Annotated in this window: 18 protein-coding genes; 9 read left to right on the top strand and 9 right to left on the bottom strand. The window is 58.4% G+C overall.

Annotation, left to right across the window (positions count from 1 at the left end):
* Positions 1-14 precede the first annotated feature (14 nt).
* Positions 15-2,723 carry a magnesium-translocating P-type ATPase gene (mgtA, locus tag V1603_RS05535; RefSeq protein WP_116343558.1) on the bottom strand — a complete coding sequence of 903 codons (2,709 nt, stop codon included), beginning with the start codon at positions 2,721-2,723 and terminating at the stop codon, positions 15-17.
* A 391-nt stretch (positions 2,724-3,114) separates the two neighbouring features.
* Here mgtA and treR point away from each other — a divergent pair, with 391 nt between their 5' ends.
* The 4 genes from treR to V1603_RS05515 all read left to right on the top strand — a co-directional run bounded on the left by treR (position 3,115) and on the right by V1603_RS05515 (position 8,200).
* Positions 3,115-4,062: a trehalose operon repressor TreR gene (gene treR / locus V1603_RS05530; protein WP_116343559.1), complete on the top strand. Its 948-nt coding sequence runs from the start codon at positions 3,115-3,117 to the stop codon at positions 4,060-4,062.
* Positions 4,063-4,192: 130 nt separating this feature from the next.
* Positions 4,193-5,611, top strand: coding sequence for a PTS trehalose transporter subunit IIBC (gene treB / locus V1603_RS05525; RefSeq protein ID WP_116343620.1), 1,419 nt, complete (start codon positions 4,193-4,195; stop codon positions 5,609-5,611).
* 51 nt (positions 5,612-5,662) lie between these two features.
* Positions 5,663-7,318, top strand: a complete 1,656-nt coding sequence (gene treC, locus V1603_RS05520; protein ID WP_320720098.1) for an alpha,alpha-phosphotrehalase — start codon at positions 5,663-5,665, stop codon at positions 7,316-7,318.
* Positions 7,319-7,453: 135 nt separating this feature from the next.
* A complete protein-coding gene (locus tag V1603_RS05515) occupies positions 7,454-8,200 on the top strand; it encodes an oligogalacturonate-specific porin KdgM family protein (protein ID WP_061099423.1) in 747 nt (248 codons plus the stop codon).
* An 8-nt stretch (positions 8,201-8,208) separates the two neighbouring features.
* Here V1603_RS05515 and V1603_RS05510 read toward each other — a convergent pair whose 3' ends face one another.
* On the bottom strand, positions 8,209-8,868 hold the full coding sequence (locus V1603_RS05510; protein WP_233003423.1) for a MurR/RpiR family transcriptional regulator: 660 nt from the start codon (positions 8,866-8,868) through the stop codon (positions 8,209-8,211).
* A gap of 179 nt (positions 8,869-9,047) precedes the next feature.
* On the opposite strand from V1603_RS05510, the gene V1603_RS05505 reads away from it, so the two are divergent.
* The 5 genes from V1603_RS05505 to nrdG all read left to right on the top strand — a co-directional run bounded on the left by V1603_RS05505 (position 9,048) and on the right by nrdG (position 16,726).
* Positions 9,048-10,445, top strand: coding sequence for a PTS fructose transporter subunit IIC (locus tag V1603_RS05505; RefSeq protein WP_163330708.1), 1,398 nt, complete (start codon positions 9,048-9,050; stop codon positions 10,443-10,445).
* A 10-nt stretch (positions 10,446-10,455) separates the two neighbouring features.
* On the top strand, positions 10,456-13,050 hold the full coding sequence (locus V1603_RS05500; RefSeq protein ID WP_395313585.1) for a glycoside hydrolase family 38 C-terminal domain-containing protein: 2,595 nt from the start codon (positions 10,456-10,458) through the stop codon (positions 13,048-13,050).
* A 1-nt stretch (position 13,051) separates the two neighbouring features.
* Positions 13,052-13,624: a PTS sugar transporter subunit IIA gene (locus tag V1603_RS05495; RefSeq protein WP_192981807.1), complete on the top strand. Its 573-nt coding sequence runs from the start codon at positions 13,052-13,054 to the stop codon at positions 13,622-13,624.
* Positions 13,625-13,994: 370 nt separating this feature from the next.
* Positions 13,995-16,133, top strand: a complete 2,139-nt coding sequence (gene nrdD, locus V1603_RS05490) for an anaerobic ribonucleoside-triphosphate reductase (protein WP_163330705.1) — start codon at positions 13,995-13,997, stop codon at positions 16,131-16,133.
* A gap of 128 nt (positions 16,134-16,261) precedes the next feature.
* A complete protein-coding gene (gene nrdG, locus V1603_RS05485; protein ID WP_116343566.1) occupies positions 16,262-16,726 on the top strand; it encodes an anaerobic ribonucleoside-triphosphate reductase-activating protein in 465 nt (154 codons plus the stop codon).
* Positions 16,727-16,729: 3 nt separating this feature from the next.
* On the opposite strand, the gene V1603_RS05480 is transcribed toward nrdG, so the two are convergent.
* The 7 genes from V1603_RS05480 to V1603_RS05450 all read right to left on the bottom strand — a co-directional run bounded on the left by V1603_RS05480 (position 16,730) and on the right by V1603_RS05450 (position 23,477).
* Positions 16,730-17,014 (bottom strand): type II toxin-antitoxin system RelE/ParE family toxin, encoded by a 285-nt coding sequence (locus tag V1603_RS05480; RefSeq protein WP_163330703.1) that lies wholly within the window; start codon positions 17,012-17,014, stop codon positions 16,730-16,732.
* Positions 17,004-17,246, bottom strand: coding sequence for a type II toxin-antitoxin system RelB/DinJ family antitoxin (locus V1603_RS05475; protein ID WP_131634141.1), 243 nt, complete (start codon positions 17,244-17,246; stop codon positions 17,004-17,006). The genes V1603_RS05480 and V1603_RS05475 overlap by 11 nt, the downstream gene beginning before the upstream one ends.
* A 77-nt stretch (positions 17,247-17,323) precedes the next feature.
* Complete coding sequence (locus tag V1603_RS05470; RefSeq protein ID WP_395313584.1) at positions 17,324-19,234, bottom strand: BglG family transcription antiterminator; 1,911 nt, start codon at positions 19,232-19,234, stop codon at positions 17,324-17,326.
* Between the two features lie 19 nt (positions 19,235-19,253).
* A complete protein-coding gene (locus tag V1603_RS05465; RefSeq protein WP_395313583.1) occupies positions 19,254-20,390 on the bottom strand; it encodes a lactonase family protein in 1,137 nt (378 codons plus the stop codon).
* 114 nt (positions 20,391-20,504) lie between these two features.
* Entirely contained in the window at positions 20,505-21,245 is a 741-nt protein-coding gene (locus V1603_RS05460) for a KDGP aldolase family protein (RefSeq protein ID WP_316379793.1), read from the bottom strand.
* Complete coding sequence (locus V1603_RS05455; RefSeq protein ID WP_316379794.1) at positions 21,242-22,360, bottom strand: DgaE family pyridoxal phosphate-dependent ammonia lyase; 1,119 nt, start codon at positions 22,358-22,360, stop codon at positions 21,242-21,244. Before V1603_RS05455 ends, V1603_RS05460 begins: the two co-directional genes overlap by 4 nt.
* Entirely contained in the window at positions 22,344-23,477 is a 1,134-nt protein-coding gene (locus V1603_RS05450) for an amidohydrolase/deacetylase family metallohydrolase (protein ID WP_395313582.1), read from the bottom strand. Before V1603_RS05450 ends, V1603_RS05455 begins: the two co-directional genes overlap by 17 nt.
* Positions 23,478-23,516 lie beyond the last annotated feature (39 nt).

Genomic DNA, 23,516 nt, shown 5'->3' with positions numbered 1-23,516 from the left:
AGAGGGTGAAAAACTTACTGCCACCCGTACCGACGCGCATAGAATCCTTTCACCATTTGCGTCAGCACCATATAGCCCGCGAGGATCGCCACCAGCCACGGGAAGTAGCTCAGCGGCAGCGCCTGCAGCTGCAGGTAGCCTGCCAGCGGCGAGAACGGCAGCGCGATGCCGAGCGCCATCACAATCCCCGTCATCACAATCAGCGGCCACGCGGCACGGCTCTGGATGAACGGAATGCGGCGGGTGCGGATCATATGCACAATCAGCGTCTGCGACAGCAGACCTACCACGAACCAGCCGGACTGGAACAGCGTCTGATGTTCCGGGGTGTTGGCGTGGAATACAAACCACATCAGGCAGAAGGTCAGAATGTCAAAGATGGAGCTGATCGGCCCAAAGAACAGCATAAAGCGCCCCAGATCGGCGGGGTTCCAGCGCTGCGGCTTCTGGATCTGCTCGTCGTCCACGTTATCAAACGGAATCGCTACCTGAGACACGTCGTACATCAGGTTCTGGATCAGCAGATGCAGCGGCAGCATCGGCAGGAACGGCAGAAACGCGCTCGCCACCAGCACGCTGAAGACGTTACCGAAGTTGGAGCTGGCGGTCATTTTGATGTACTTGAGCATGTTGGCGAAGGTGCGACGCCCTTCGATAACGCCCTCCTCCAGCACCATCAGGCTCTTTTCCAGCAGGATGATATCCGCCGCTTCGCGGGCGATATCCACCGCGCCGTCTACGGAGATACCGATATCCGCCGCACGCAGCGCGGGCGCGTCGTTGATGCCGTCGCCCATAAAGCCCACCACGTGCCCTTCGCGACGCAGCAGGGTGACGATGCGCTCTTTGTGCATCGGAGTCAGGCGGGCAAACAGCGTGGTGCGCTGGGCAAGCTGCGCCAGTTCGTCGTCGGTGAGGTGCTCAATGTCGCTCCCCACCACCACGTCGCCCGCGTCAAGGCCGACCTCGTGGCACACTTTGGCGGCCACCAGCTCGCTGTCGCCGGTGAGGATTTTGACGGTAATACCGCTTGCCTTCAGCGCCTTCAGTGCCGGCGCGGTGGTCTCTTTCGGCGGATCGAGGAATGCGATGTAACCCTCAAGGATCAAATCGGATTCGTCGATACGCTGATAGTCCCCCTCACGCGCGGGCAGGAACTTGCTCGCCACCGCCACCACGCGCAGCCCCTGACGGTTCAGGTTGTCGGTGACGCGCTTGATGCGGCGCAGCATGGTGTCGTCCAGCGGGACGATCTCACCGTTATAGCGAACCTGCGTCGATACGTTGAGGATCTCCTGCAGCGCCCCTTTGCAGATCAGCTGGTGCACGTCTGTCTGCTCGCTCACCACCACCGACATGCGGCGGCGCTCGAAGTCGAACGGGATTTCGTCCACCTTCTGCCAGCGGCCGGAGAGCGTGCGGGCGGCTTCCTCGTCCACGCCTTCCAGCACCGCCACGTCGAGCAGGTTTTTCAGCCCGGTCTGGTAGTGGCTGTTCAGCCACGCGCTGTGGAGCACGCGCTCGCTGGTTTTACCGGCGATATCGGTGTGGTTCTCCAGCACGATTTTGTCCTGCGTCAGGGTGCCGGTTTTATCGGTGCAGAGGATGTCCATCGCGCCGAAGTTCTGAATGGCGTCCAGGTGCTTGACGATCACTTTCTGTTTAGAGAGTTTCACCGCCCCGCGCGCCAGCGTGGAGGTGACAATCATCGGCAGCATTTCCGGCGTTAAGCCAACGGCCACGGAGAGCGCAAACAACGCCGCCTCCCACCAGTCGCCCTTGGTGTAGCCGTTGATCAGCAGCACAATCGGCGTCATCACCATCATAAAGCGGATCAGCAGCATGCTGACGCGGCCAATCCCTTTCTGGAAGGCGTTAGGCTCGCTCTCCTGCTCGCTGACGCGCCCGGCAAGCTGACCAAACCAGGTATTGCCCCCGGTGGCGGTGACAATCGCCTGCGCGGTGCCGCTCACAACCGTGGTGCCCATAAAGCACAGGGTATCGCACTCGAGCGGGTTCATCTGCTGCGGGTCGCGGCTGCGCGATACCTTTTCAACGGGCAGGGATTCCCCGGTCAGAGAGGCTTGCGCCACGAACAGATCGCGCGCCTGGATGATGCGTAAATCCGCCGGGATCATGTCCCCCGCCGCCAGCTTCACCAGATCGCCCGGCACCAGTTGGTCGATAGGCAGCTCCACCCAGGCGTTTTCGCCGAGATCGTTAATCACCCGCGAGACGGTCGCGGTGTTGCTGACCATCGCCTTCAGGGCATCCGCCGCTTTGGTGGAGCGGGCTTCCTGAATGAAGTTCAGCAGCGTGGAGATGCCCACCATCAGGGCGATGACGCCCGCGGCGAACAGATCTTCCGTCGCGTAGGAGATAATGCCGAGCACGGTCAGCAGCAGGTTGAACGGGTTGCGGTAGCAGAGCCACAGGTGCACCCACCACGGAGAGGGCTTCTGCGCCGGGATCTGGTTATCGCCGTGCACGGCGCGGATTTTTTCCACTTCAGACGCGTTCAGCCCTTCAGGATGACCGCCAAAGGCGCGCCAGACTTCGTTTTCATCCATCGCCGCCACGTTCAGGCAGCGTTCGGTCAGGGACGCGGGGATCGCCGCCCCCGCCATGTTTTTGGCATTGGGCAGCGGGTCGCGCTGAACAAGACGGTGTGGCAGGTGGCGGCTCAGCAGCGCCTGCAGCTGCCGGGTGATATTTTTAAACATAGACATTCCTCCGCATCCGCCTGGGCGGACGCAGCATTCCCTTCAGGCGTGGCAAAGCCGTACCTGTCAGGCACTCAATTTTTCAAGCAGGAACGTTTGGGACGTTGCTGCCTCACATTACCGGTGAGACAGCAAAAGCTGGCTTACCGGAAAGAACGTGTTCTCCCGTTCAGGAGAGGTGTGGGATCGGGATCCATAAAGCCTCCGGTAAGTAAAAAAACAGGGTGTCGCCGCGCAGTATAAGGATTTAAGCGTACCCTTTGTGGCGATTCGGGCGGTATTATACCCGCCTGCAAATAAACAGTACGTAAACCAGACTTTGCCCATAGCGAAATCGCGCTATAGCATTAGGCTCAATTGACCATTTTGTCGTTGTTACAGGGAAAACAGCATGCAGAACCGCCTTACGATTAAAGACATCGCGCGTTTAAGCGGCGTGGGGAAATCCACCGTGTCGCGCGTGCTGAACAACGAAAGTGGTGTCAGCGAACGCACCCGCGAACGCGTTGAGGCGGTCATGAATCAGCACGGTTTTTCCCCTTCCCGCTCCGCGCGGGCCATGCGCGGGCAGAGCGATAAAGTGGTCGCGATCATTGTTTCGCGTCTGGATTCACTCTCAGAGAACCTCGCCGTGCAGACCATGCTGCCCGCCTTCTACGAGCAGGGCTATGACCCGATCATGATGGAGAGCCAGTTCTCGCCGCAGCTGGTGGAAGAACATCTGGGCATGCTCCAGCGACGCAACATTGACGGCGTGGTGCTGTTTGGTTTTACCGGCATCAACGAAGAGATGCTGAAACACTGGCAGCCGTCTCTGGTGCTGCTGGCGCGCGATGCCCACGGTTTTGCCTCCGTCTGTTATGACGACGAGGGCGCGATTATCACCCTGATGCAGCGCCTGTTTGACGAAGGCCATCGCCACATCAGCTTCCTTGGGGTACCGCACGCGGACGTCACCACCGGCAAGCGCCGTCACGAGGCATACCTGGCCTTTTGCAAAAAGCACAATCTCCCGGCCGTGGCCTCCCTGCCGGGGCTGGGCATGAAGCAGGGCTACGAGCAGGTCGCCAGCGTTCTGACGCCGCAGACCACCGCGCTGGTGTGCGCCACCGATACCCTGGCGCTGGGCGCCAGCAAATATCTGCAGGAGCAGCGCATCGATAGCCTGCAGGTGGCGAGCGTGGGTAGCACGCCGCTGATGAAGTTCCTGCATCCGGAGATCATCACCGTCGATCCGGGCTACGCCGAGTCCGGCAGACAGGCCGCCGCGCAGCTGATCGAGCAGATCAACGGGCGGAGCGAGCCGCGTCAGATCGTCATTCCCGCTCACCTTTCGTAACCCCTCTAAAACGGATTATTGTGATCTTCGCCTGATTTCGGGAACGTTCCCATTTTCGCCGTCACGCTGAAGGAGTAGGCTTGCGCTCAGGTCATTACACCCCTCTCACCATCTGTCATGAGGTTTCATGATGAGTAAAGTCAAACAAGCAGATATCGATCGGCTGATCGTCCTGGTCGGCGGCCGCGAGAACATCGCAACCGTCAGCCATTGCATTACCCGCCTGCGCTTCGTGCTGAATGATCCGGCCAAAGCCAATCCGAAGGCCATTGAAGAGCTTTCCATGGTTAAAGGCTGCTTCACCAACGCCGGACAGTTCCAGGTGGTTATTGGTACCGAAGTGGGCGATTACTATCAGGCTCTGCTGGCGACCACCGGGCACAGCGCGGCGGATAAAGAGCAGGCCAAGAAGGCCGCGCGCCAGAATATGAAATGGCACGAGCAGCTGATTTCCCACTTCGCGGAAATTTTCTTCCCGCTGCTGCCGGCGCTGATCAGCGGGGGCTTAATCTTAGGCTTCCGTAACGTCATCGGCGATGTGCCAATGAGCGACGGCAAAACCCTGGCGCAGATGTATCCGGCGCTGAAAACCATTTACGACTTCCTGTGGCTGATTGGCGAGGCGATCTTCTTCTATCTGCCGGTCGGGATTTGCTGGTCCGCGGTGCGCAAGATGGGCGGTACGCCGATTCTCGGTATCGTGCTGGGCGTCACGCTGGTCTCTCCGCAGTTAATGAACGCTTACTTACTTGGTCAGCAGGTGCCTGAGGTGTGGAACTTCGGCCTGTTTACCATCGCCAAAGTGGGCTATCAGGCGCAGGTCATTCCGGCACTGCTGGCCGGTCTGGCGCTGGGCTTTATTGAAACGCGCCTGAAGCGCATCGTGCCGGATTACCTCTATCTGGTGGTGGTGCCGGTCTGCTCGCTGATTCTGGCGGTGTTCCTGGCGCACGCCTTTATCGGTCCGTTTGGCCGCATGATCGGCGACGGCGTGGCCTTCGCGGTCCGTCACCTGATGACCGGCAGCTTCGCGCCAGTCGGTGCCGCGCTGTTTGGCTTCCTGTACGCCCCGCTGGTGATCACCGGCGTGCACCAGACCACGCTGGCTATTGATATGCAGATGATCCAGAGCCTCGGCGGCACGCCGGTCTGGCCGATTATCGCCCTGTCTAACATTGCGCAGGCGTCGGCGGTCACCGGCATCATCATCGTCAGCCGTAAGCACAACGAGCGTGAGATCTCCGTTCCGGCGGCCATCTCTGCCTACCTCGGCGTCACCGAACCGGCGATGTACGGTATCAACCTGAAATACCGTTTCCCGATGCTCTGCGCGATGATCGGCTCCGGTCTGGCGGGCCTGCTGTGCGGCCTGAACGGCGTGATGGCAAACGGGATTGGCGTCGGCGGCCTGCCGGGCATCCTCTCCATCCAGCCCGCTTTCTGGCAGGTGTTTGCCCTGGCGATGGCGGTAGCGATTATCGTCCCCATGGCGCTCACCACCGTGGTTTACCAGCGTAAGTTCCGTCAGGGCACGCTGCAGATTGTTTAACTTCATCTTTCGGGGCGCAGTTGCGCCCCTTCGCATTTGCAGGAACGCACTATGAATACCCTTCCTCACTGGTGGCAGAACGGCGTCATCTATCAGATTTACCCAAAGAGTTTCCAGGACACCACCGGCAGCGGCACGGGCGATCTGCGCGGCGTGACCCAGCGCCTGGATTACCTGAAATCCCTCGGCATCGACGCCATCTGGCTGACGCCGTTTTATATCTCCCCGCAGGTGGATAACGGCTACGACGTGGCGAATTACACTGCCATCGACCCGTCCTATGGCACGCTGGATGATTTCGACGAGCTGGTTGCCCGGGCGCACGAGCGCGGCATTCGCATTGTGCTCGATATGGTGTTTAACCACACCTCCACGCAGCACGCCTGGTTCCGCGAGTCGCTGAACAAAGCGAGTCCGTACCGACAGTTCTACATCTGGCGCGACGGCACGCCGGAGCAGCTTCCTAACAACTGGCGATCCAAGTTTGGCGGCAACGCCTGGCGCTGGCACGCCGAGAGCGAGCAGTACTACCTTCACCTTTTTGCCCCAGAGCAGGCGGATCTCAACTGGGAAAACCCGGCGGTGCGCGAAGAGCTGAAAAAGGTGTGCGAGTTCTGGGCCGATCGCGGCGTGGACGGCTTGCGCCTGGACGTGATTAACCTCATCTCTAAAGATCAGGATTTCCCGGACGACAGCATCGGCGACGGCCGCCGCTTCTACACCGACGGGCCGCGCATCCACGAATATCTGCAGGAGATGAGCCGCGACGTCTTCACCCCGCGCAACCTGATGACGGTGGGCGAGATGTCCTCAACCTCCCTGGAGAACTGCCAGCAGTACGCGTCGCTCGACGGGCGCGAGCTGTCGATGACCTTTAACTTCCATCATCTGAAGGTGGACTACCCCGGCGGCGAAAAGTGGACGAAGGCGAAGCCTGACTTCGTGGCGCTGAAAACCCTCTTCCGCCACTGGCAGCAGGGGATGCACAACAAAGCCTGGAACGCGCTGTTCTGGTGTAACCACGACCAGCCGCGCATCGTGTCGCGCTTTGGTGACGAAGGGGAACATCGTGTGGCTGCCGCGAAGATGCTCGGCATGGTGCTGCACGGCATGCAGGGCACGCCGTATATCTATCAGGGTGAAGAGCTGGGAATGACCAACCCGCACTTCAGCCGCATCACCGACTACCGCGACGTGGAGAGCCTGAACATGTTCGCGGAACTGCGGGCCAGCGGCCGCGAGCCGGATGAATTGCTGGCAATTCTGGCGAGCAAATCCCGCGATAACGGGCGCACGCCAATGCAGTGGGACGCGTCGCACAATGCGGGCTTTACCGAGGGCGAGCCGTGGATTGGTGTCTGCGACAACTACGAAACCGTGAACGCCCGCGCGGCGCTGGACGACCCTGATTCGGTGTTCTACACCTATCGGTCGCTGATTAGCCTGCGCAAAACCCTGCCGGTGCTGACGTGGGGAGACTATGACGATCTGCTCCCGGAACACCCTTCCCTGTGGTGCTATCGCCGCCGGTGGCAGGGCCAGACGCTAATGGTAGTAGCTAACCTGAGCGGCGAGCGCCAGCAGTGGCAGCCGGACCCGGTACAGGGCGCATGGCGGGTCGCCCTTAGCAACTATGAGGACGTCCCCTCCCGTCCCGATACGCTGCTATTGCGCCCGTTTGAAGCCATCTGGTGGGTGCAGGAATAAACGTCAGGAGATACAGCATGCTGTATCTCCTTTTTTATGTTTAGCGATACGCTAAATGTACGACGATAACTTTTACATCACGACGTACCCAAAATAAAAATAGCCCTGCCAATTAAATAACCTCGGCAGGACATTATGAAAAAGACAATTATTAAAGCAACGTGTATTAGCGCATTATTATTAAGTACGCAGGGATGGTGCGGAAATACGTCCGTCGACCTTCGTTTTGGGCATAATACGCGCTCAGACGTCAATGATTCACGTATTAAAGTGATGCACCAGGCGAATAACGGCTTTTACTTCTCCGTTGAAGCCGCACAAAACCACAACGATACCTTTTTTGGTGATACCGACCGTTATAATTCCGACGACAAGGGGTTAACGGAAGCGGCGCAGGAGATTGAAACGCGCTGGCGCTTCGATCTGGGAAATGGCTTCGCCGTTGCGCCTGGCATGGTGACGGTTTTCACCGCCAGCAATACCCATTACCGCCCCTTCATTCAGGGGTGGAAAGCGTTCGATAATGGTCTGAACCTCTCCGCCCGTTATCGCTATAACACCGTCAATGACGCGCACAGCGACAAAGAACTCGACGGCAGCGGCTACACCCGCCGCCAGTCACACCAGTTCGACATTTGGTTCGCGTACAACATTGGCAAATTCGGCATGTCCTACAACCCGCGCTTCCGCTGGCAGGATAATGTCGATCAGGGAACCGGGGATGATACCTACTGGGAACATACCGTCGCGTTCAACTACAAGCTCGACGATGGCTGGACGCCATACGTCGAACTGGTTTCGCTGGATAAAACCTATATCAACGATGACGGCAACCATGAAAATGATTATGCCGTACGTCTGGGGATAGTGAAGCAGCTCTGACGACCTGACTACACCGTATCGTGCTGCAGCAGCCTGCAGCCGATACGGTCCACGGCGCTTAACAGTTCAAGCTGGCCCTCCCGCTGATACAGCGACACCGCGTTAATGTCGATCGGTAACGGCCAGCATAGCGTTGAAATTGCCGCCAGTGCCGACCCCTCGCGGGTAATGGCAATAATCTTTAAGCCTTTACGCAGCGCGTTACGCGCCATTTCAATCAGCGACTGCGTCTCCCCGGATTTACTGATCAGCACCAGCGTCCCCTTCGATACCCGTGTCAGCTGGTGCATGTCATTCAAAATAAGGTGCGGCAGGCTCGCCAGCGATAAAAAGCGCGACAGGTAGTTGAGGCTGGTGAGCGAGGCGCCGCGTGCGTACAGATAGATATGGCTGGAATGGGCGAGCAACCTGGACACCTCCGCCACAATATCGTCCGCCTGTGGCCCTACGTCGGGCGCTACTGGCGCAGGGGTAAAATGATCGCGCAAAAAACGGTACCGGAGCTCGGTATAACTTTTATATCCCATTTTTTTACACACACGATTAACGGATGTTGTCGTTGTAAAGGTATCACGGGCAATCTCTTTTGCCGATATATTAGAAATATTACACGCGTGATGCTGAATGTATTCAAATATCAAGCGTTCACTTCCCTGGAATGAATTCATATATTACACCCTGTTTAATCCCGGCATGATATTAACACAACGGGAAAATAGTCTCTGGAAGGCGCTTCACACATTGCATTTACGCGTATCACGATACGTAATTAGTATTAGCAAACGTTAAAAACTGTTTTAGGTTCTCTTTATACTTTCCCTGTTTTCACATCCAGGGAATTATGACAATGACGAAACAAAAAGTTGTCGCGGTAACAGCCTGCCCGACGGGCATTGCACATACCTTTATGGCGGCGAATAAAATTATTGCATGGGCTAAAGCGCACAATATTGAGGTTAAGGTCGAAACGCAGGGCAGCGACGGCGTTAAAAACCGCTTAACGAAGCAGGACATCGCCTCCGCCACGGCCATTATTCTGGCAACCGACGTCCCCATTCAGGATGCCGAGCGCTTTGAAAACATTCCTCACCTTCAGACCCGTACGCAAGAGCTGATCAAGCATACCGATCGATATCTGCGCCAGGCGCTGGCCATGGAAAAAAGCGTCACCACTGTCGTACATGAAGACGATCTCCAGCGTTCGGCTTACCAGATTTTTATCGGCCATATCATGGCAGCCATCAGCTATATGCTGCCGGTGGTGGTCATGGGCGGGCTGATGATGGCAACGGCTAAAATTACCGGCCAGTTTATTAACATCGAACATTCGCCGTTCAGCGTGCTGGATAAAGTGGGCTTTATGACCATCAAGTTCATGTATCCGGTTTTCGCTATGTATCTGGCATTTTCCATTGCCGGCAAACCGGCGCTGATCCCAGGGCTTATCGGCGGCATTATGTCCGACGAAGTCTACAAGCGCTTCTTTGATATCGAAGGTTTTATGCCGTCCGGCTTTTTCGGCGCGATCGGCATCGGCTTTTTTGTGGGCTATCTGGTGCGCTGGCTGAACGATGCTATTCACGTCCGCCAGCAACTGACCACCATTAAGACCATGCTGATCGTCCCGCTGATCACCGGCATTACGCTGGTGATGGTCATGGAGTATTTGATTAACCCCATTTTTGGCTCACTTAACCAGCTGATGGTGGTCTTTTTTACCTCGGCAGGTGACACCGGGCGCGGGTTCTATTCTGCGATGATAGCCGCAGGCACCGCGTTCGACCTGGGCGGCCCGGTTAACAAGGCGGCAGGTTCCGTCGCACTCGGCCTGAATGGCATGAGCGAGACGTTTGATTTAACCGCCCGTGAACTCTCCATCGTCATCCCCTCTATTGGCGTTGGCTTTGCCGCGTTCCTTAACGGCCGCTTTGGACTACCGGATGTCTTCAGCCGGGAAGAGAAGACCGTTGGCAGCACCTCGCTATTGCTGGGCGTTATTGGGATCTCGGAAGGTGCGATCCCGTTCATCCTGAAAAACCCACGCCTGATCCCGGTGTTCATGACCGGTGCCGTCGCCGGCGCGCTGGTCGCCATTGCACTCGGCGTGAAGCAGACGCTGCCGCTACCGGCCATCTGGGGCTGGCCGCTGGCAACCAACGTGGCGGGCTACCTGGCGAGCGTCTTTATTGGCGCACTGATTTGCGCCCTGGGCGTGCTTTACGTCAGCCCAAAGAACGCCAGGTAAGGGGAACGTCATGAATCAGATCCATGTCATTGCCCACACGCACTGGGATCAGGAGTGGTATTTCACCCGTCAGGACAGCATGGTGCTGGCGTCATATAACTTTGCGGAAGTCATCGACACGCTGGAGCAGGACCCGGCATATAGCTGCTATCACCTTGACGGCCAGATGGCGGTGGTGGAGGACTTTCTCGCCATCAATCCCGATTATCGCGCCAGGCTGGAAACGCTGGTCAGAGACAAAAGGATCTTCGTGGGGCCATGGTATACCCAGACGGACACCTACAACGTGCATGGCGAATCCATCATCCGCAACCTCAAATACGGCATCTTCGCCGCCCGGACGCTGGGGCACGCCATGCAGGTTGGCTATCTTCCGGATACCTTCGGCCACAATGCGCAGATGCCGACGATCTTGCAGGGCTGCAATCTCGACAGCATCGTCTTCTGGCGCGGTATCGATCATGACAGGCACGCCAAAAGCAGCCAGTTCCTCTGGCGCGCGCCGTCAGGGGCGACCGTTATCGCCTGCGCGATGTCGTTCGGTTATGGCGCGGCGAAAAACATAGAGTCAGAAGCGAGCCATCTGGAGGGCAAAATCTTTCCGATGGTCAATCACCTGCGTTCACGCGCCGGTATCAACGACCTGCTCCTGCCCTGCGGCGGCGATCAGGTCAGCATCGACCCGGCGCTGCCGAAAATCCTGGAGCTCGCCAGCGCACGCTCCCCCGACGAGGACCGTTACGTCCTCAGTTCGCTGGAGCGCTACGTCGACACCCTGCGCGCGCAGCGTGAGCTGTTTGAACTATGGGAAGGAGAGTTGAAATCACCGCGCTACACCCGCATTCATAAAACGATCGGCTCCGTGCGCTACGACATCAAAAAGAAAAATGATGAGGTTGAGCAGTTCATCCTGCGACAGCTGGAGCCGACAATCGCCATGGCGCGTCATCAGGGCATCCCGGTCAACCTCTCAGTGGTCGATACCCTCTGGAAGAAGCTGTTGCGAAGCCACGCCCACGACTCCATTGGCGGCTGTAACAGTGATGCCACCAACCGCGACATCCTGCATCGGCTGGAGCAAACCGAACAGCTGTGCCACAGCCTGTGGAATCTGGTGGTGAAAACCCTGGCCGCCTGCATTCAGGACGGCGACCTGCTGATTTTCAACCCGCTGGCCGCGCAAACGCAACGCGTGGTGAAAACCACTCTCTACAGCCGCGCTGACAATATCGCACTGACGTATCAGGGCCAGCCCATCCCCTTCGACGTCCTGAAAAGAGACGTGTTGCCCGGCGGAACGGCGATCTCCCTTACCGCTGAAGGCGAGTGTGAAACGCCCCTTCCCCCTTATTTCCGCTGGCAGGTTGCTTTGCAAACCCCGGTTCTGCCGTCGGTCGGCTACATCACGGTTAACGTGGAAGATGACCCTGCGCCGTTCCGCCAGCATTTACAGACAAAGGGAAGCGAGATAGTGAATGCGCACTATCGACTGTCGCTGGACGCCGGAACGCTAACCCTGGAAGACAAACGCAGCGGCAGGCGTATCCCCTCTCTCTTTACCCTTGAAGACTGCGCAGATGCGGGCGACAGCTACGATTTCTCGCCGCTTGCGGGCGACGTACCGACGCGCTGTTCGCATTTTACGCTCGTCGACAGCCTGAAAACGCCACTTGTTGAAAAGCTGATCGTTGAGGCCACGATGCTTCTTCCGCAGGATCTCGCAGGCCGTCAGAATACGGACCGAACGCCGCTATCCATTCGTCTGGTGTGCGAATTACGCCACGACGATCCGAACCTGTATGTCGAGAGTACGCTTGAAAACAGCCACTGCGATCACCGGCTACGTTTACTGATCGGCAGCGATATTCACACCCGTCACGCTATCGCCTCCCAGCCCTTCGCGATAATCCAGCGCGAAACGGGATGTGCCGGAGAAAACTGGCAGGAGCGCTATCGCGAGATGCCCGTGGATATCGAAACCACCGAAGGCATTATTGCCGTCGCGGAAGCGGGCAAAGCGCTGGTGGTGAATAGCCGAGGTATGAAAGAGTTTCAGATTATCGGCAGCGAACCGGCGGCGATTGCCCTGACATTGTTTAAAGCGACGGGCGTGCTCGGGCGCAACGATCTCGACTGGCGGCCAGGCCGGGCGTCCGGCATTAATAATACGGTGGTTGAAACCCCCGATGCCCAGTTGCTGAAACCGCTGCACTTTTCATTCACCGTCGCGCTGGCCGACAGCGCCGACCATCTCACGCTTCGTCGGCTGGAAAATCAGGCCGCCGGGCAGCCCTTCACCTATCAGCGGCAATCGTTGCACACGCTCGATCACCGTCTTGAGCGCTTTTCGTTGCGCCTGCCCGACCGCCAGCTTCCGGCACAATTCTCACTATTGACCCTGCCGGAGCCGCTCATCCTTTCTGCCCTGCCCCATGCGCAGCAGTCGCGCGGCACGGTCGTCCGGGTGTTTAACGCCGGGACGCAGCCGGTTCCCGTCCCGGCAGCGCTGGCAGAGCTCCATCAGATCAACTATCTGGAAGAGCCGGTGCAGCCGGTAACGGCGATCCCCCCTTCCGCGACCTGCGATTTTTTAATGGAGGCTTAATATGAACTTGCTTGCATTGACGCACCCCGATCTGGTTTTTATCAACCCGCCGCACCGTACGCCTGAAGCGCTGATCCGCTGGCTCGCCGAACCGCTCGCCGGGCGGAAAATCATCAGCGATCAAGAAACGTTTATCCAGAGCGTTTTACAACGCGAAAGCGAAGGTCCTACCGCGCTGGGTGAAGCGCTCGCCGTTCCGCACGGTAAAACCGAGGCGGTGCAGCAGGCGGCGTTTTGTCTGGCGCTCTTTGACGACCCGATACGCTGGCCGGGTCTGGAAGGGGATGAAGAGGTGAGAATGGTTTTTCTGCTCGCCATTCCGCCCGCAGAAGCAGGCAGTACCCATATGCAGCTGCTGACGACGCTGACCAGTTTATTGACGGAAGATCGGGTACGTGAGCAGCTTCTGGCGTCGCGCACCCGGGAAGAGGCGATGTCAGCCCTGAGTGCTGAAGAACCGCAAAAACAGGATGCGTCCCCCGACCGCTCCCTTCTCATTCCGGTGATACTGGGTAGTATCGCTACCGCAGCCTTTATACAGGCAGGATTGAGCTGGGCCTGCGGAATGAGTTAACCGAACGGCGCTCAGCACGTACCGTGCTGAGCGCTTGTTTTTGTTGAATAATTAATCAGATTTTTCCTCTGCGTCTTTACAAAGGCTGAAGCGCCCGCCGTTTGTACTCTCGTCTTTTTACTTTGTTCTGCGTCAAATAAATCGCAAACTTGTTTGATGCAAATCACTATATGTAGCACTTAAAATGCACGCCGACCCAACATCTTGTATTTTTCGTCTACTATTCCAACAACAAGACGGCGCTGACGCTGGCCGGAACTGTGGATAACACGAGCTGGGAACGCGGGAAGTCTTTGGCCCGGCGGGGAATACGCCCGGTGAATACTTCTCCACCTCTGTGGATAACCTGTTTTCAAAAAATGGAGTGATCATGACACCGCATGTGATGAAACGTGATGGCTGTAAAGTGCCGTTTAAATCAGAGCGCATCCAGGAAGCCATTCTGCGTGCAGCTAAAGCAGCGGGAGTCGATGACGCAGATTACTGCGCCACCGTCGCAGAAGTCGTTAGCAGCCAGATGACTGAACGCAGCCAGGTCGATATCAATGAGATCCAGACCGCGGTTGAAAACCAGCTGATGGCGGGGCCTTACAAGCAGCTGGCGCGCGCCTACATTGAGTACCGCCACGATCGTGACGTGCAGCGTGAGAAGCGCGGTCGCCTGAACCAGGAGATCCGTGGCCTGGTGGAGCAGACCAACTCTGCCCTGCTCAACGAAAACGCCAACAAAGACAGTAAAGTGATCCCGACCCAGCGCGACCTGCTGGCCGGTATCGTCGCCAAACACTATGCCCGTCAGCACCTGCTGCCGCGCGACGTGGTGTCTGCGCACGAGCGCGGCGAGATCCACTATCACGATCTCGACTATTCGCCGTTCTTCCCGATGTTCAACTGCATGCTGATCGACCTGAAAGGCATGCTGACCCACGGTTTTAAAATGGGTAACGCCGAGATTGAACCGCCAAAATCCATCTCCACCGCCACCGCGGTTACGGCACAGATCATCGCCCAGGTGGCGAGCCATATTTACGGCGGGACCACCATTAACCGCATTGATGAAGTGCTGGCCCCGTTCGTAACGGCGAGCTTCAACAAGCACCGTAAAACCGCCGAAGAGTGGCAGATCCCGGACGCGGACGGCTATGCGCACTCCCGCACCGAAAAAGAGTGCTACGACGCGTTCCAGTCGCTGGAATATGAGGTGAACACGCTGCACACCGCCAACGGCCAGACGCCGTTTGTAACCTTCGGCTTTGGCCTGGGCACCAGCTGGGAATCACGCCTGATTCAACAGTCCATCCTGCGCAACCGTATTTCCGGCCTTGGCAAGAACCGCAAAACGGCGGTATTCCCGAAGCTGGTGTTCGCGATTCGTGACGGCCTGAACCACAAGTTTGGCGACCCGAACTACGACATCAAACAGCTGGCGCTGGAGTGCGCGAGCAAGCGCATGTACCCGGACATCCTGAACTACGATCAGGTCGTTAAAGTGACCGGCTCGTTTAAAACACCAATGGGCTGCCGCAGCTTCCTCGGCGTGTACGAAGATGAAAACGGCGAGCAGATCCACGACGGGCGTAACAACCTGGGCGTGATCAGCCTGAACCTGCCGCGCATCGCGCTGGAGGCCAAAGGCAATGAAGCTGAATTCTGGAAGCTGCTGGATGAACGCCTGCAGCTGGCGCGTAAGGCGCTGATGACCCGTATCGCTCGGCTTGAAGGAGTGAAAGCCCGCGTTGCACCAATCCTTTATATGGAAGGGGCATGCGGCGTGCGCCTGAAGGCGGACGATGACGTGTCCGAGATCTTCAAAAACGGCCGCGCGTCGATTTCGCTGGGCTATATCGGCATCCACGAGACCATCAACGCACTGGCTGGCGATACGCATATGTACGACAGCGAGGCCCTGCGCGAAAAAGGCATTGCGATTGTTCAACGCCTGCGCGACGCGGTTGACCAGTGGAAAGAGGAAACCGGCTACGGATTTAGCCTCTACAGCACGCCGAGCGAGAACCTGTGCGACCGCTTCTGCCGTCTGGATACCGCCGAGTTCGGGATTGTGGAAGGCGTGACCGACAAAGGGTATTACACCAACAGCTTCCACCTCGACGTGGAGAAAAAGGTGAACCCGTACGATAAGATCGACTTCGAAGCGGCCTATCCGCCGATCGCCAGCGGCGGCTTCATCTGCTACGGCGAGTACCCGAACATTCAGCACAACCTGAAGGCGCTGGAAGACGTATGGGATTACAGCTATCAGCACGTGCCGTATTACGGGACCAACACGCCCATCGACGAATGCTACGAATGCGGCTTTACCGGTGAGTTCGAGTGTACGAGCAAAGGCTTCACCTGCCCGAAATGCGGCAACCACGATGCGGCCCGCGTCTCCGTGACCCGTCGCGTGTGCGGCTATCTCGGCAGCCCGGACGCGCGTCCGTTTAACGCCGGCAAGCAGGAAGAGGTGAAGCGTCGCGTCAAGCATTTGGGGAATGGGCAGATCGGGTAAGTTCTGCGCAGGGTTTTCCCCCTCACCCTACCCCTCTCCCTCAAGGGAGAGGGAACTCTTCCCCCTCTCCCACAGGGAGAGGGCCGGGGTGAGGGCATCAGCGCGCGCACATTCTCTGGACATTTTCTATGCGATACCATCAATACTACCCCGTCGACATCGTCAACGGCCCCGGCACCCGCTGCACCCTGTTCGTCTCAGGCTGCGTCCACGAATGCCCCGGCTGCTACAACAAAAGCACCTGGCGTCTGAACTCCGGCATGCCGTTTACCGCTGAGATGGAAGACAAGATCGTCAACGACCTGAACGACACGCGCATTCACCGTCAGGGGATCTCACTTTCCGGTGGCGACCCCCTGCACCCGCAAAACGTGCCGGATATCCTGAAGCTGGTGAAGCGCATTCGGGCAGAGTGTGCGGGAAAAGATATCTGGGTCTGGACAGGCTATAAGCTGGATGAGCTGAACGCGCAGCAAATGGAAGTGGTGGAACTGATTAACGTGCTGGTCGACGGCAAGTTCGTACAGGATTTAAAAGACCCGGCGCTGATTTGGCGCGGCAGCAGCAACCAGGTTGTGCATCATCTGCGTTAAACGCTAAAGCCGTTTGTTTGCATCATGATAAACGGCTGATTTCTCTCTCTTTCCGATAGCGATAACAAATACCGTTACTACGTTGTCCTGCACCTGATAGACCAAACGATAACCCTGAGATCTGAGTTTTATTTTGTAGCAATCCGGCAGACAGTGCAGGCGTGCCGATTCGATCCTGGGGTTCACTAAGACGTCAGCAAGTTTCTTTTTAAACTGGCATTTCACCGTATCGCCCAGCTTATGCCACTCCTTTAACGCCCTCGGGTCAAATACCAGCTCATAAGTCATCCAGACTAACCTTAATTCCCTTTTGCGGATTCGCCAGTCGCTCCCGGACTGCCTGTACCAGTTCATCTTCACTGTCGCTAATGGTGACAGTTTTCACTGGCATACGCCCTGTTTCCGCGACGTACTGAAACAGTAACCGCACGGCTTCCGTTGGGGTGATATTCAGTTTTTCCAGCACGGCATAAGCCTCATTTTTGAGTTTGTCATCCAGACGGACGTTCAGCGTGGCCATTATGCCTCCAGTAAAATCGAATGTGTAATGCAGTTTAGCATTACATTCGCATTACATCGAATTCTGGATAACGCCTCTCAAAACCGGCTCAAACTCTCCATCGCCACCGCCTTAAACCCGGCAAAATCTCCGCACTGGCACAGGCGCGCCATCGCCCGTTCACGCAGGAAGGTGACGAAGATATCGTAAATCGCCATCGCCTCTTCGTACTCGCTTTTGCTGATGGCGAGCAGGAAGATGACGTGCGCGGTTTCATCCCCCCACGGGATGCCCTGCGGAGCCAGAACCGTGTAGACCACCGTTTTCTGCGCCAGCAGGCCGAGGGAGTGAGGCAGCGCAATGCCGTCGCCGAGCATGGTGCTGACGATGGCTTCACGCTCGACGACCGAATCCAGAAACTCCGCGCCAACAAAACCTTCGCGTTCAAGTTGATCACACAGCTCGCGGAACAGCGTTTGCTGGTCAACGGGCTTGTCGAGAATGCGGAAATGGGCCGCGTCGAAGTATTTCTCCAGCATCCACGGGCGGGTGCGGTCCACCAGCACCAGCTTGCCGATCTGCTCTAACTGATAGTCGGTCGGGAACGGGGCGATCGTCACCACCGGTTTGGATTTTTCGCTGACGCGGGCGGTAGAGATAACAAAGTCCTCGCCGATGGCATCCGCCAGCTCGTACTCGCGCAGGGTGAGCGTGCGCGTCACCTCGATCTGCGGATACTTGCGCTGAAGCACCGCCTCGATCATGCGCACCATGGCATTCCCGGCATCGCACACCAGCAGCACGCGCGGCTGGCGCTGGTAGCCGATGTTGTAGTGGCGCTCCAGCCCGACGCCGATATGCAGCACCAGAAAGCCAATCTCGTTTTCGCTGATCGCATACGGCGTGTATTTGCCCCAGCTCGACACCGCCGCCAGCGTCATATCCCATGCCATCGGGTAATGCTGCTTGATGTTTTCCAGCAGCGGATTGGGGATCATGATTTGATACCGCACGCGGGTGATCATGGTTTTAATGTGCGTGAGCAGATCCGCGTGCAGCTGCGCGTCGCTGAGCAGGTTGTAGTTATAGTGGGTGTTGATGTAGCGCAGGATGTAGTTGACCAGCGCTTCGTCGTCGTCGGCGTTAATCGCGCTTGGGGCGATCTCCTGAATCTGCCGCGCCGCAATGTGCACGCACAGCCAGCTCTCTTCTGACGGCGACAGCGCTTTGCCCGCCAGCTCCTGAATGACCACCGCGATATCCTTCGCCGCCTCGCGCACGTTCTCTTCCACGTCTTCCGCATGAAATTCCGGCAGCGGAAAGCCTTCGCTGATACGACGCACCGACACCGCACAGTACAGACGCAGGAACAGCTCGCCTTCGTCAGTCAGGCGGATGTGGTGCCGGGTAAGCGCGTCGTGCAGCACGGCTACCATCTGCTCCGGTACCCCGGCGTTGAGCGCGATCTCCGTCACCAGCGGGTTGAGGCTGTCCTGCTGCGCCAGTTCCCACAGGAGATCGGTGAGGCAGGCGCGGACCGACATCTCGCTGCCAAACAGCTTCATGCCGTGGCGCGGGCGGGTTTCCAGCGTCAGGTTATAGCGCTGGAACCACTCGCGCACTTCCACCATGTCGCTTTGCAGCGTGGCGCGGCTGACAAACCACTCGTCAGCCAGATCTTCAAGCTTAAGCGAAAACGCCGACGTCAGAAAACGCACCACCAGATAGTGCACGCGCTCCGGTCCCGTTCGGGGAATTCGCAGCGCGCGCGGGTGCGATGCCTGAAGCTGCTGATAGCGCTCGGCATCATCAATTTTTAGCTGGTAGCCGTTGCCCCGGCTCAGAATAAACTGCGCGCCGTGGCTTGCCAGCAGCGCGTTCAGGGCGGTGATATCGGCGCGGACGGTTCGCGTGGAGACCGACAGCCGCTGCGCCAGCTCGTCCTGTGGCAGCGTCTCGTTTTGCAACAGATCGAAAAGTTGCGCTAAACGTTGGTTCGGAAATCGCACGGGTTTGTCCTCTTACAGCTTAAGGTGAAATGACCATCTGGGATGGGCTGCCGACCGGGGTATAGTCAGGCTCGAAGCTCAGCTTGCCGTCCTGCGCCACGCGGAAACGGGTAATGTTGTCGCTGCGCTGGTTCATGACGTACAGCCAGCGTCCCTGCTTATCAAGCGTCAGGGTGCGCGGGTAGTCGCCGCGCGTCCACACGTCATCCTGATGGGTCAGCGTGCCCTCCGCTGTTACGGTAAAGTGCCCGATGCTGTTATGCAAACGGTTAGCCACATACAGCTGCTTACCGTCGGCGCTTAATGCGAGCCCGGCTGCAAAGCTGGTGCCTTTATAGCCGTCCGGCAGGGCAGAGACCGTTTTGCCCTCTTTCAGCCTGCCGCTGCTGTCCAGCGCATAATGGGTGAGCGTAGACGCCTCTTCGTTAATCAGCCACAGGGCGTCCCCCTTTGGCGTAAAGACAAAGTGGCGCGGGCCGGCGCCTTTTGAGGAGGCGCTGATAAACGGCGGATCGTTCGGCGTCAGCTTTCCGGTTCGATCGTCAAAGCGGTACTGATAGATACGATCCAGCCCCAGATCGGTAGAAAAAACATATTTCCCGCTCGGATCGGCAGCGATCATGTGCGCATGGGGGCCGTTGTGATCGCTGATGGCAAAGCTACCTTCGACAGCCGCTTCCGGCTTCGCCGCGCCCGGTTCCCCTTGATCCTGATGTTTGTCCGTAGCGTCACCCAGGCTGCCGTCCGCGTTGAGGGGCAACACGGCAATCGATCCGCTGACATAGTTCGCCACCAGCAGATGCTTGCCGTTCGGCGTCAGGGAGAGATACACCGGTCCGGCACCGCCGGAGGCCACCTGATTCAGCTCGCTCAGCTCCCCGTTATCCCCCACCCGCAGCGCCTGCACCACGCCCTGCTCCACTTCGCTTGCCAGATAGAGCGTTTTGCCGTCGTGCGAGACGGTCAGCTGCGCGGCGTTCGGCAGCTTGCTCACCAGCGTTTTATTCGCCAGCGCGCCGGTTTGTGGGTCAACGGTAAAGCGGTACAGCCCTTCACCGTTGGGGTTGTAGGTGCCCACCCAGGCGTATTGCGTCTGGGCGACAGCGGCAGTGGCGAACATTGAGAGTGAAGCAACAAGCAGGGTACGGGTGTGCATGGTGGCTCCTTTATATTTGTGCGGTTTGTTTTCCCTCACCCCGGCCCTCTCCCAAAGGGAGAGGGGGTAAAAGTTCCCTCTCCCTTTGGGAGAGGGTTAGGGTGAGGGCAGATACTACTTCACCAGCTTCTTCGTCATTTCAAGCAGCGTACGTACATCTTCCGGACGCGTGTCGCCGCTGGCCTTGTCGATAATCGAGCTGTAGATATGCGGGATGATTTTGCTCACGCCCGCGTCGAGGGCGATCTGCAGGATCTCCTCATAGTTTTCCAGATCGATACCTCCGGTTGGCTCGAGCCAGAAGTCGTGACGGGCGCAGGCTTCCGCCACCGCTTTGTACTCGTCACGGCACTTCAGGCCGCCCATCGGGAAGTATTTGATGGAGCTGCCGCCGAAATCTTTCAGCAGGGCAATCGCCGTTTCAACCGGCACGATGCCGTCCGGTGCTGCGCTGCTCAGCGGACCGGTGGAGATTTTTACCATGCCGACGGTGCCGGTCGGAGAGACCAGACCGTTGACCACAGACTCATTCTGCCCCAGCAGCGCGCGGCTGGTGGCCACGCCGGTAAAGACCTGGTTGACGTGCTGCGGCTGCACCTGACGGGAGATTTCGCTCACCATCGCAGACTGGTTCGGATCCCCCGCGCCGAGGCCGACGGAAAGCGCGTTATCAATCAGCGCGGCATATTCACGCATATCGGCAACGGCGCTCGCCACGTCCGGGTAATTTTTGGAGAGCACGCCCACCAGCACGTGGCCTTCCGCCGCCTCGTAAATGGCGCTGGCGTTGGCTTTCGATCCTGCCAGCACGTTCAGGCAGACGCGGTCACGGTAAAAGTTGGGGGTCAGTTTCATGCGTTTTTCTCCTGTCCTAATACTTCGCTAATGCGGCGGTAGACGATGTTCAGCTGGTCAGCGCTCACGCTGCGCACGTCCGCCTCGATAATCCCTTCGTTGGCCTTGTAGCCGCGGAAGTAAATGGCGTATTCCCCCTGTTTCAGCTTCGCCACCAGGTCACCCGTGCCGACGCCCGTTGCGGCTTCGTCGAACTTAATCTCGGTGCGCGCGATATCGCGACCGGCGCTGTCCCAGACCACGCGCGCGGTCACGCCGTTCAGGGTATTGAGCGCGTCGATAAACGGCGTCATCTTCGCCACCATCTCGGCCCCGCTCTCTTTGGTCGCCGTCAGGTAGTGTTCGATGGCGCAGGTCAGACCAAGAATGCCCTCTTTCCCGACCTTCATCGCACGGCCAATGCCCGCAGTCTGGCGCTTCACCCACTCAACGTACTGGGTTTTGCCGATCACCAGCCCGCTGGTTGGCCCTTCAATCGCCTTCGCGCCGCTGTAGATCACCAGATCGGCACCGGATCGGTAGTAAGCGTGCAGATCTTCTTCCGCCGCCGCATCGACGATCAGCGGGAGATCGTGCTTGCGTGCCACGACCGCCGCCTGCTCGACGCTGAGCATGCTTTTCTGCACGCAGTGGTGAGATTTGATGTAGAGGATCGCCGCGGTGCGCGGGGTGATCGCCGCCGCCAGCTGATCGGCAGAGCATTCGTTGGCGTAGCCCGCCTCCACCAGCTTGCCGCCGCCCAGCGCCACCATGGTGCCCACCGGCGCGCCAAAGTTCACGTTGTGGCCTTTCGGCAGGACGATTTCGTTGTTCTCAATCGGGGTCACGTGCAGGTTTTCCAGCAGCCAATCGCTGTCTTTCACCAGCACCGCCGCCACGGACTGGGCAATGCCCGCTGATGCGCAGGAAACTACCGTCGCGCCCTCCACGTCCAGCAGCTTCGCGATGTACTCCCCGGTTTTGTTAACCAGATCCTTCATCTCGAAATAGTGATTCATGCCGTCCATCGCCGCCTGCACCACTTCCGGGCGCGGCGTGGAGACGCCCAGCGCCGTCATGCGGCCAGAGGTGTTGATAACCTGCTTTAAATTATACTTCTCATAAATCGAAGGCATGTTCCGTGCTCCCTTGTTCGGTCATGTAGCCCTTGCCCGCGCGGATCGCGGCAAGCGGCACCAGAATGTGTTCAGCCTGCAGGCTGTCGTTTTCAGCATCCGTCAGCACCGTTGGCTGGCGTTTAATCGTGAACAGCGTCAGGTCGGCGTCGAGACCCGGCTGGATGCGACCCTTGCGCGTCAGGCGCAGGCCGTCGGCGGCGTTGGCGGTCACGCAGTCAATCACCTGCGGCAGCGACATGCCGATGGCGAGGAATTTCGACATCACGCTCGCCAGCGAGCCCACCGGGCCGTTGATGCGGTTGCGGCAGTAGATATCCGAGCTGATGGTGTGCGGCAGAATGCCCATGGCGATGGCGCGTTTCGCCACCTCAAAGCTGAAGCTCGCCGTGCCGTGGCCGACGTCCAGACGCACGCCGCGCTTCAGGGCGGAGGTGATGGAGGCGCGCAGCTCGCCGGAGGGCGTCAGAATGCGGTTTGGCTTGCCGTTGTAGCAGTGGGTGATGATGTCGCCCGAGCTCAGCAGCTCGGCAATTTCGTCGAGGTTCGGCGGGTTGTTGCCAATGTGCACCATCAGCGGCAGGTCGCCGTTCTCTTTCTGAATGGCTTTGGCGCGCTCCAGCGGCGTAATGCCGTTTTCACCGACCACGCTACTACTCATGCGCGCCTTCAGGCCGACGATAAAATCCGGATGGCGCTTCACCGCCTGCTTCACCGCCTCGGCGTCAATATTCGCCATGTTGGCCAGCTCGTTCTGGGCAATCAGCCCCACGCGGGAGATGTTCAGCAGGGCAAAGACTTCGGTGGAAGCTTTGCGGGTGATGTCGTAGAAATCGTCCACGTCGTCGGCCCCGGTACTGCCCGCGTCCACCACGGTGGTAACGCCGGTGGCAATGCCCACGCTGTCCGGCTCGTCGTGGTAAATCGGGGAGTTCGGGTAGCAGTGAACGTGGGAGTCAATCCAGCCTGCGCTGACGAACACGTCGCCGTTCAGCTCAACCGTTTTATGGGCGGGAGCGTCAATGTCGCCCGTCGCGGCGATCTTTCCGTCCTGAATGGCGATATCGGTCAGGGTATCGTCGGCGAGGCGCGCACGGCGCAGGAGTAAATCAAACATGAGGATCTCCTGATAAGGCGGGCGCCGGAGCGCCCGCAG

This window comes from Enterobacter sp. ECC-219 (genome assembly GCF_043966805.1).
Classification (GTDB): domain Bacteria; phylum Pseudomonadota; class Gammaproteobacteria; order Enterobacterales; family Enterobacteriaceae; genus Enterobacter; species Enterobacter cloacae_N.
Note: the sequence above shows the minus strand (reverse complement) of the source record. Positions and strands in the feature narration are given on the sequence as shown.

Coding starts and splice junctions, on each gene's coding strand:
- V1603_RS05480 (WP_163330703.1), bottom strand. CDS start 17,014: ATGACTTATGAGCTGGTATTTGACCCGAGGGCGTTAAAGGAGTGGCAT.
- nrdD (WP_163330705.1), top strand. CDS start 13,995: ATGACACCGCATGTGATGAAACGTGATGGCTGTAAAGTGCCGTTTAAA.
- V1603_RS05510 (WP_233003423.1), bottom strand. CDS start 8,868: ATGAATTCATTCCAGGGAAGTGAACGCTTGATATTTGAATACATTCAG.
- mgtA (WP_116343558.1), bottom strand. CDS start 2,723: ATGTTTAAAAATATCACCCGGCAGCTGCAGGCGCTGCTGAGCCGCCAC.
- V1603_RS05515 (WP_061099423.1), top strand. CDS start 7,454: ATGAAAAAGACAATTATTAAAGCAACGTGTATTAGCGCATTATTATTA.
- V1603_RS05460 (WP_316379793.1), bottom strand. CDS start 21,245: ATGAAACTGACCCCCAACTTTTACCGTGACCGCGTCTGCCTGAACGTG.
- treC (WP_320720098.1), top strand. CDS start 5,663: ATGAATACCCTTCCTCACTGGTGGCAGAACGGCGTCATCTATCAGATT.
- V1603_RS05495 (WP_192981807.1), top strand. CDS start 13,052: ATGAACTTGCTTGCATTGACGCACCCCGATCTGGTTTTTATCAACCCG.
- V1603_RS05465 (WP_395313583.1), bottom strand. CDS start 20,390: ATGCACACCCGTACCCTGCTTGTTGCTTCACTCTCAATGTTCGCCACT.
- V1603_RS05450 (WP_395313582.1), bottom strand. CDS start 23,477: ATGTTTGATTTACTCCTGCGCCGTGCGCGCCTCGCCGACGATACCCTG.
- treB (WP_116343620.1), top strand. CDS start 4,193: ATGAGTAAAGTCAAACAAGCAGATATCGATCGGCTGATCGTCCTGGTC.
- V1603_RS05475 (WP_131634141.1), bottom strand. CDS start 17,246: ATGGCCACGCTGAACGTCCGTCTGGATGACAAACTCAAAAATGAGGCT.
- treR (WP_116343559.1), top strand. CDS start 3,115: ATGCAGAACCGCCTTACGATTAAAGACATCGCGCGTTTAAGCGGCGTG.
- nrdG (WP_116343566.1), top strand. CDS start 16,262: ATGCGATACCATCAATACTACCCCGTCGACATCGTCAACGGCCCCGGC.
- V1603_RS05505 (WP_163330708.1), top strand. CDS start 9,048: ATGACGAAACAAAAAGTTGTCGCGGTAACAGCCTGCCCGACGGGCATT.
- V1603_RS05455 (WP_316379794.1), bottom strand. CDS start 22,360: ATGCCTTCGATTTATGAGAAGTATAATTTAAAGCAGGTTATCAACACC.
- V1603_RS05500 (WP_395313585.1), top strand. CDS start 10,456: ATGAATCAGATCCATGTCATTGCCCACACGCACTGGGATCAGGAGTGG.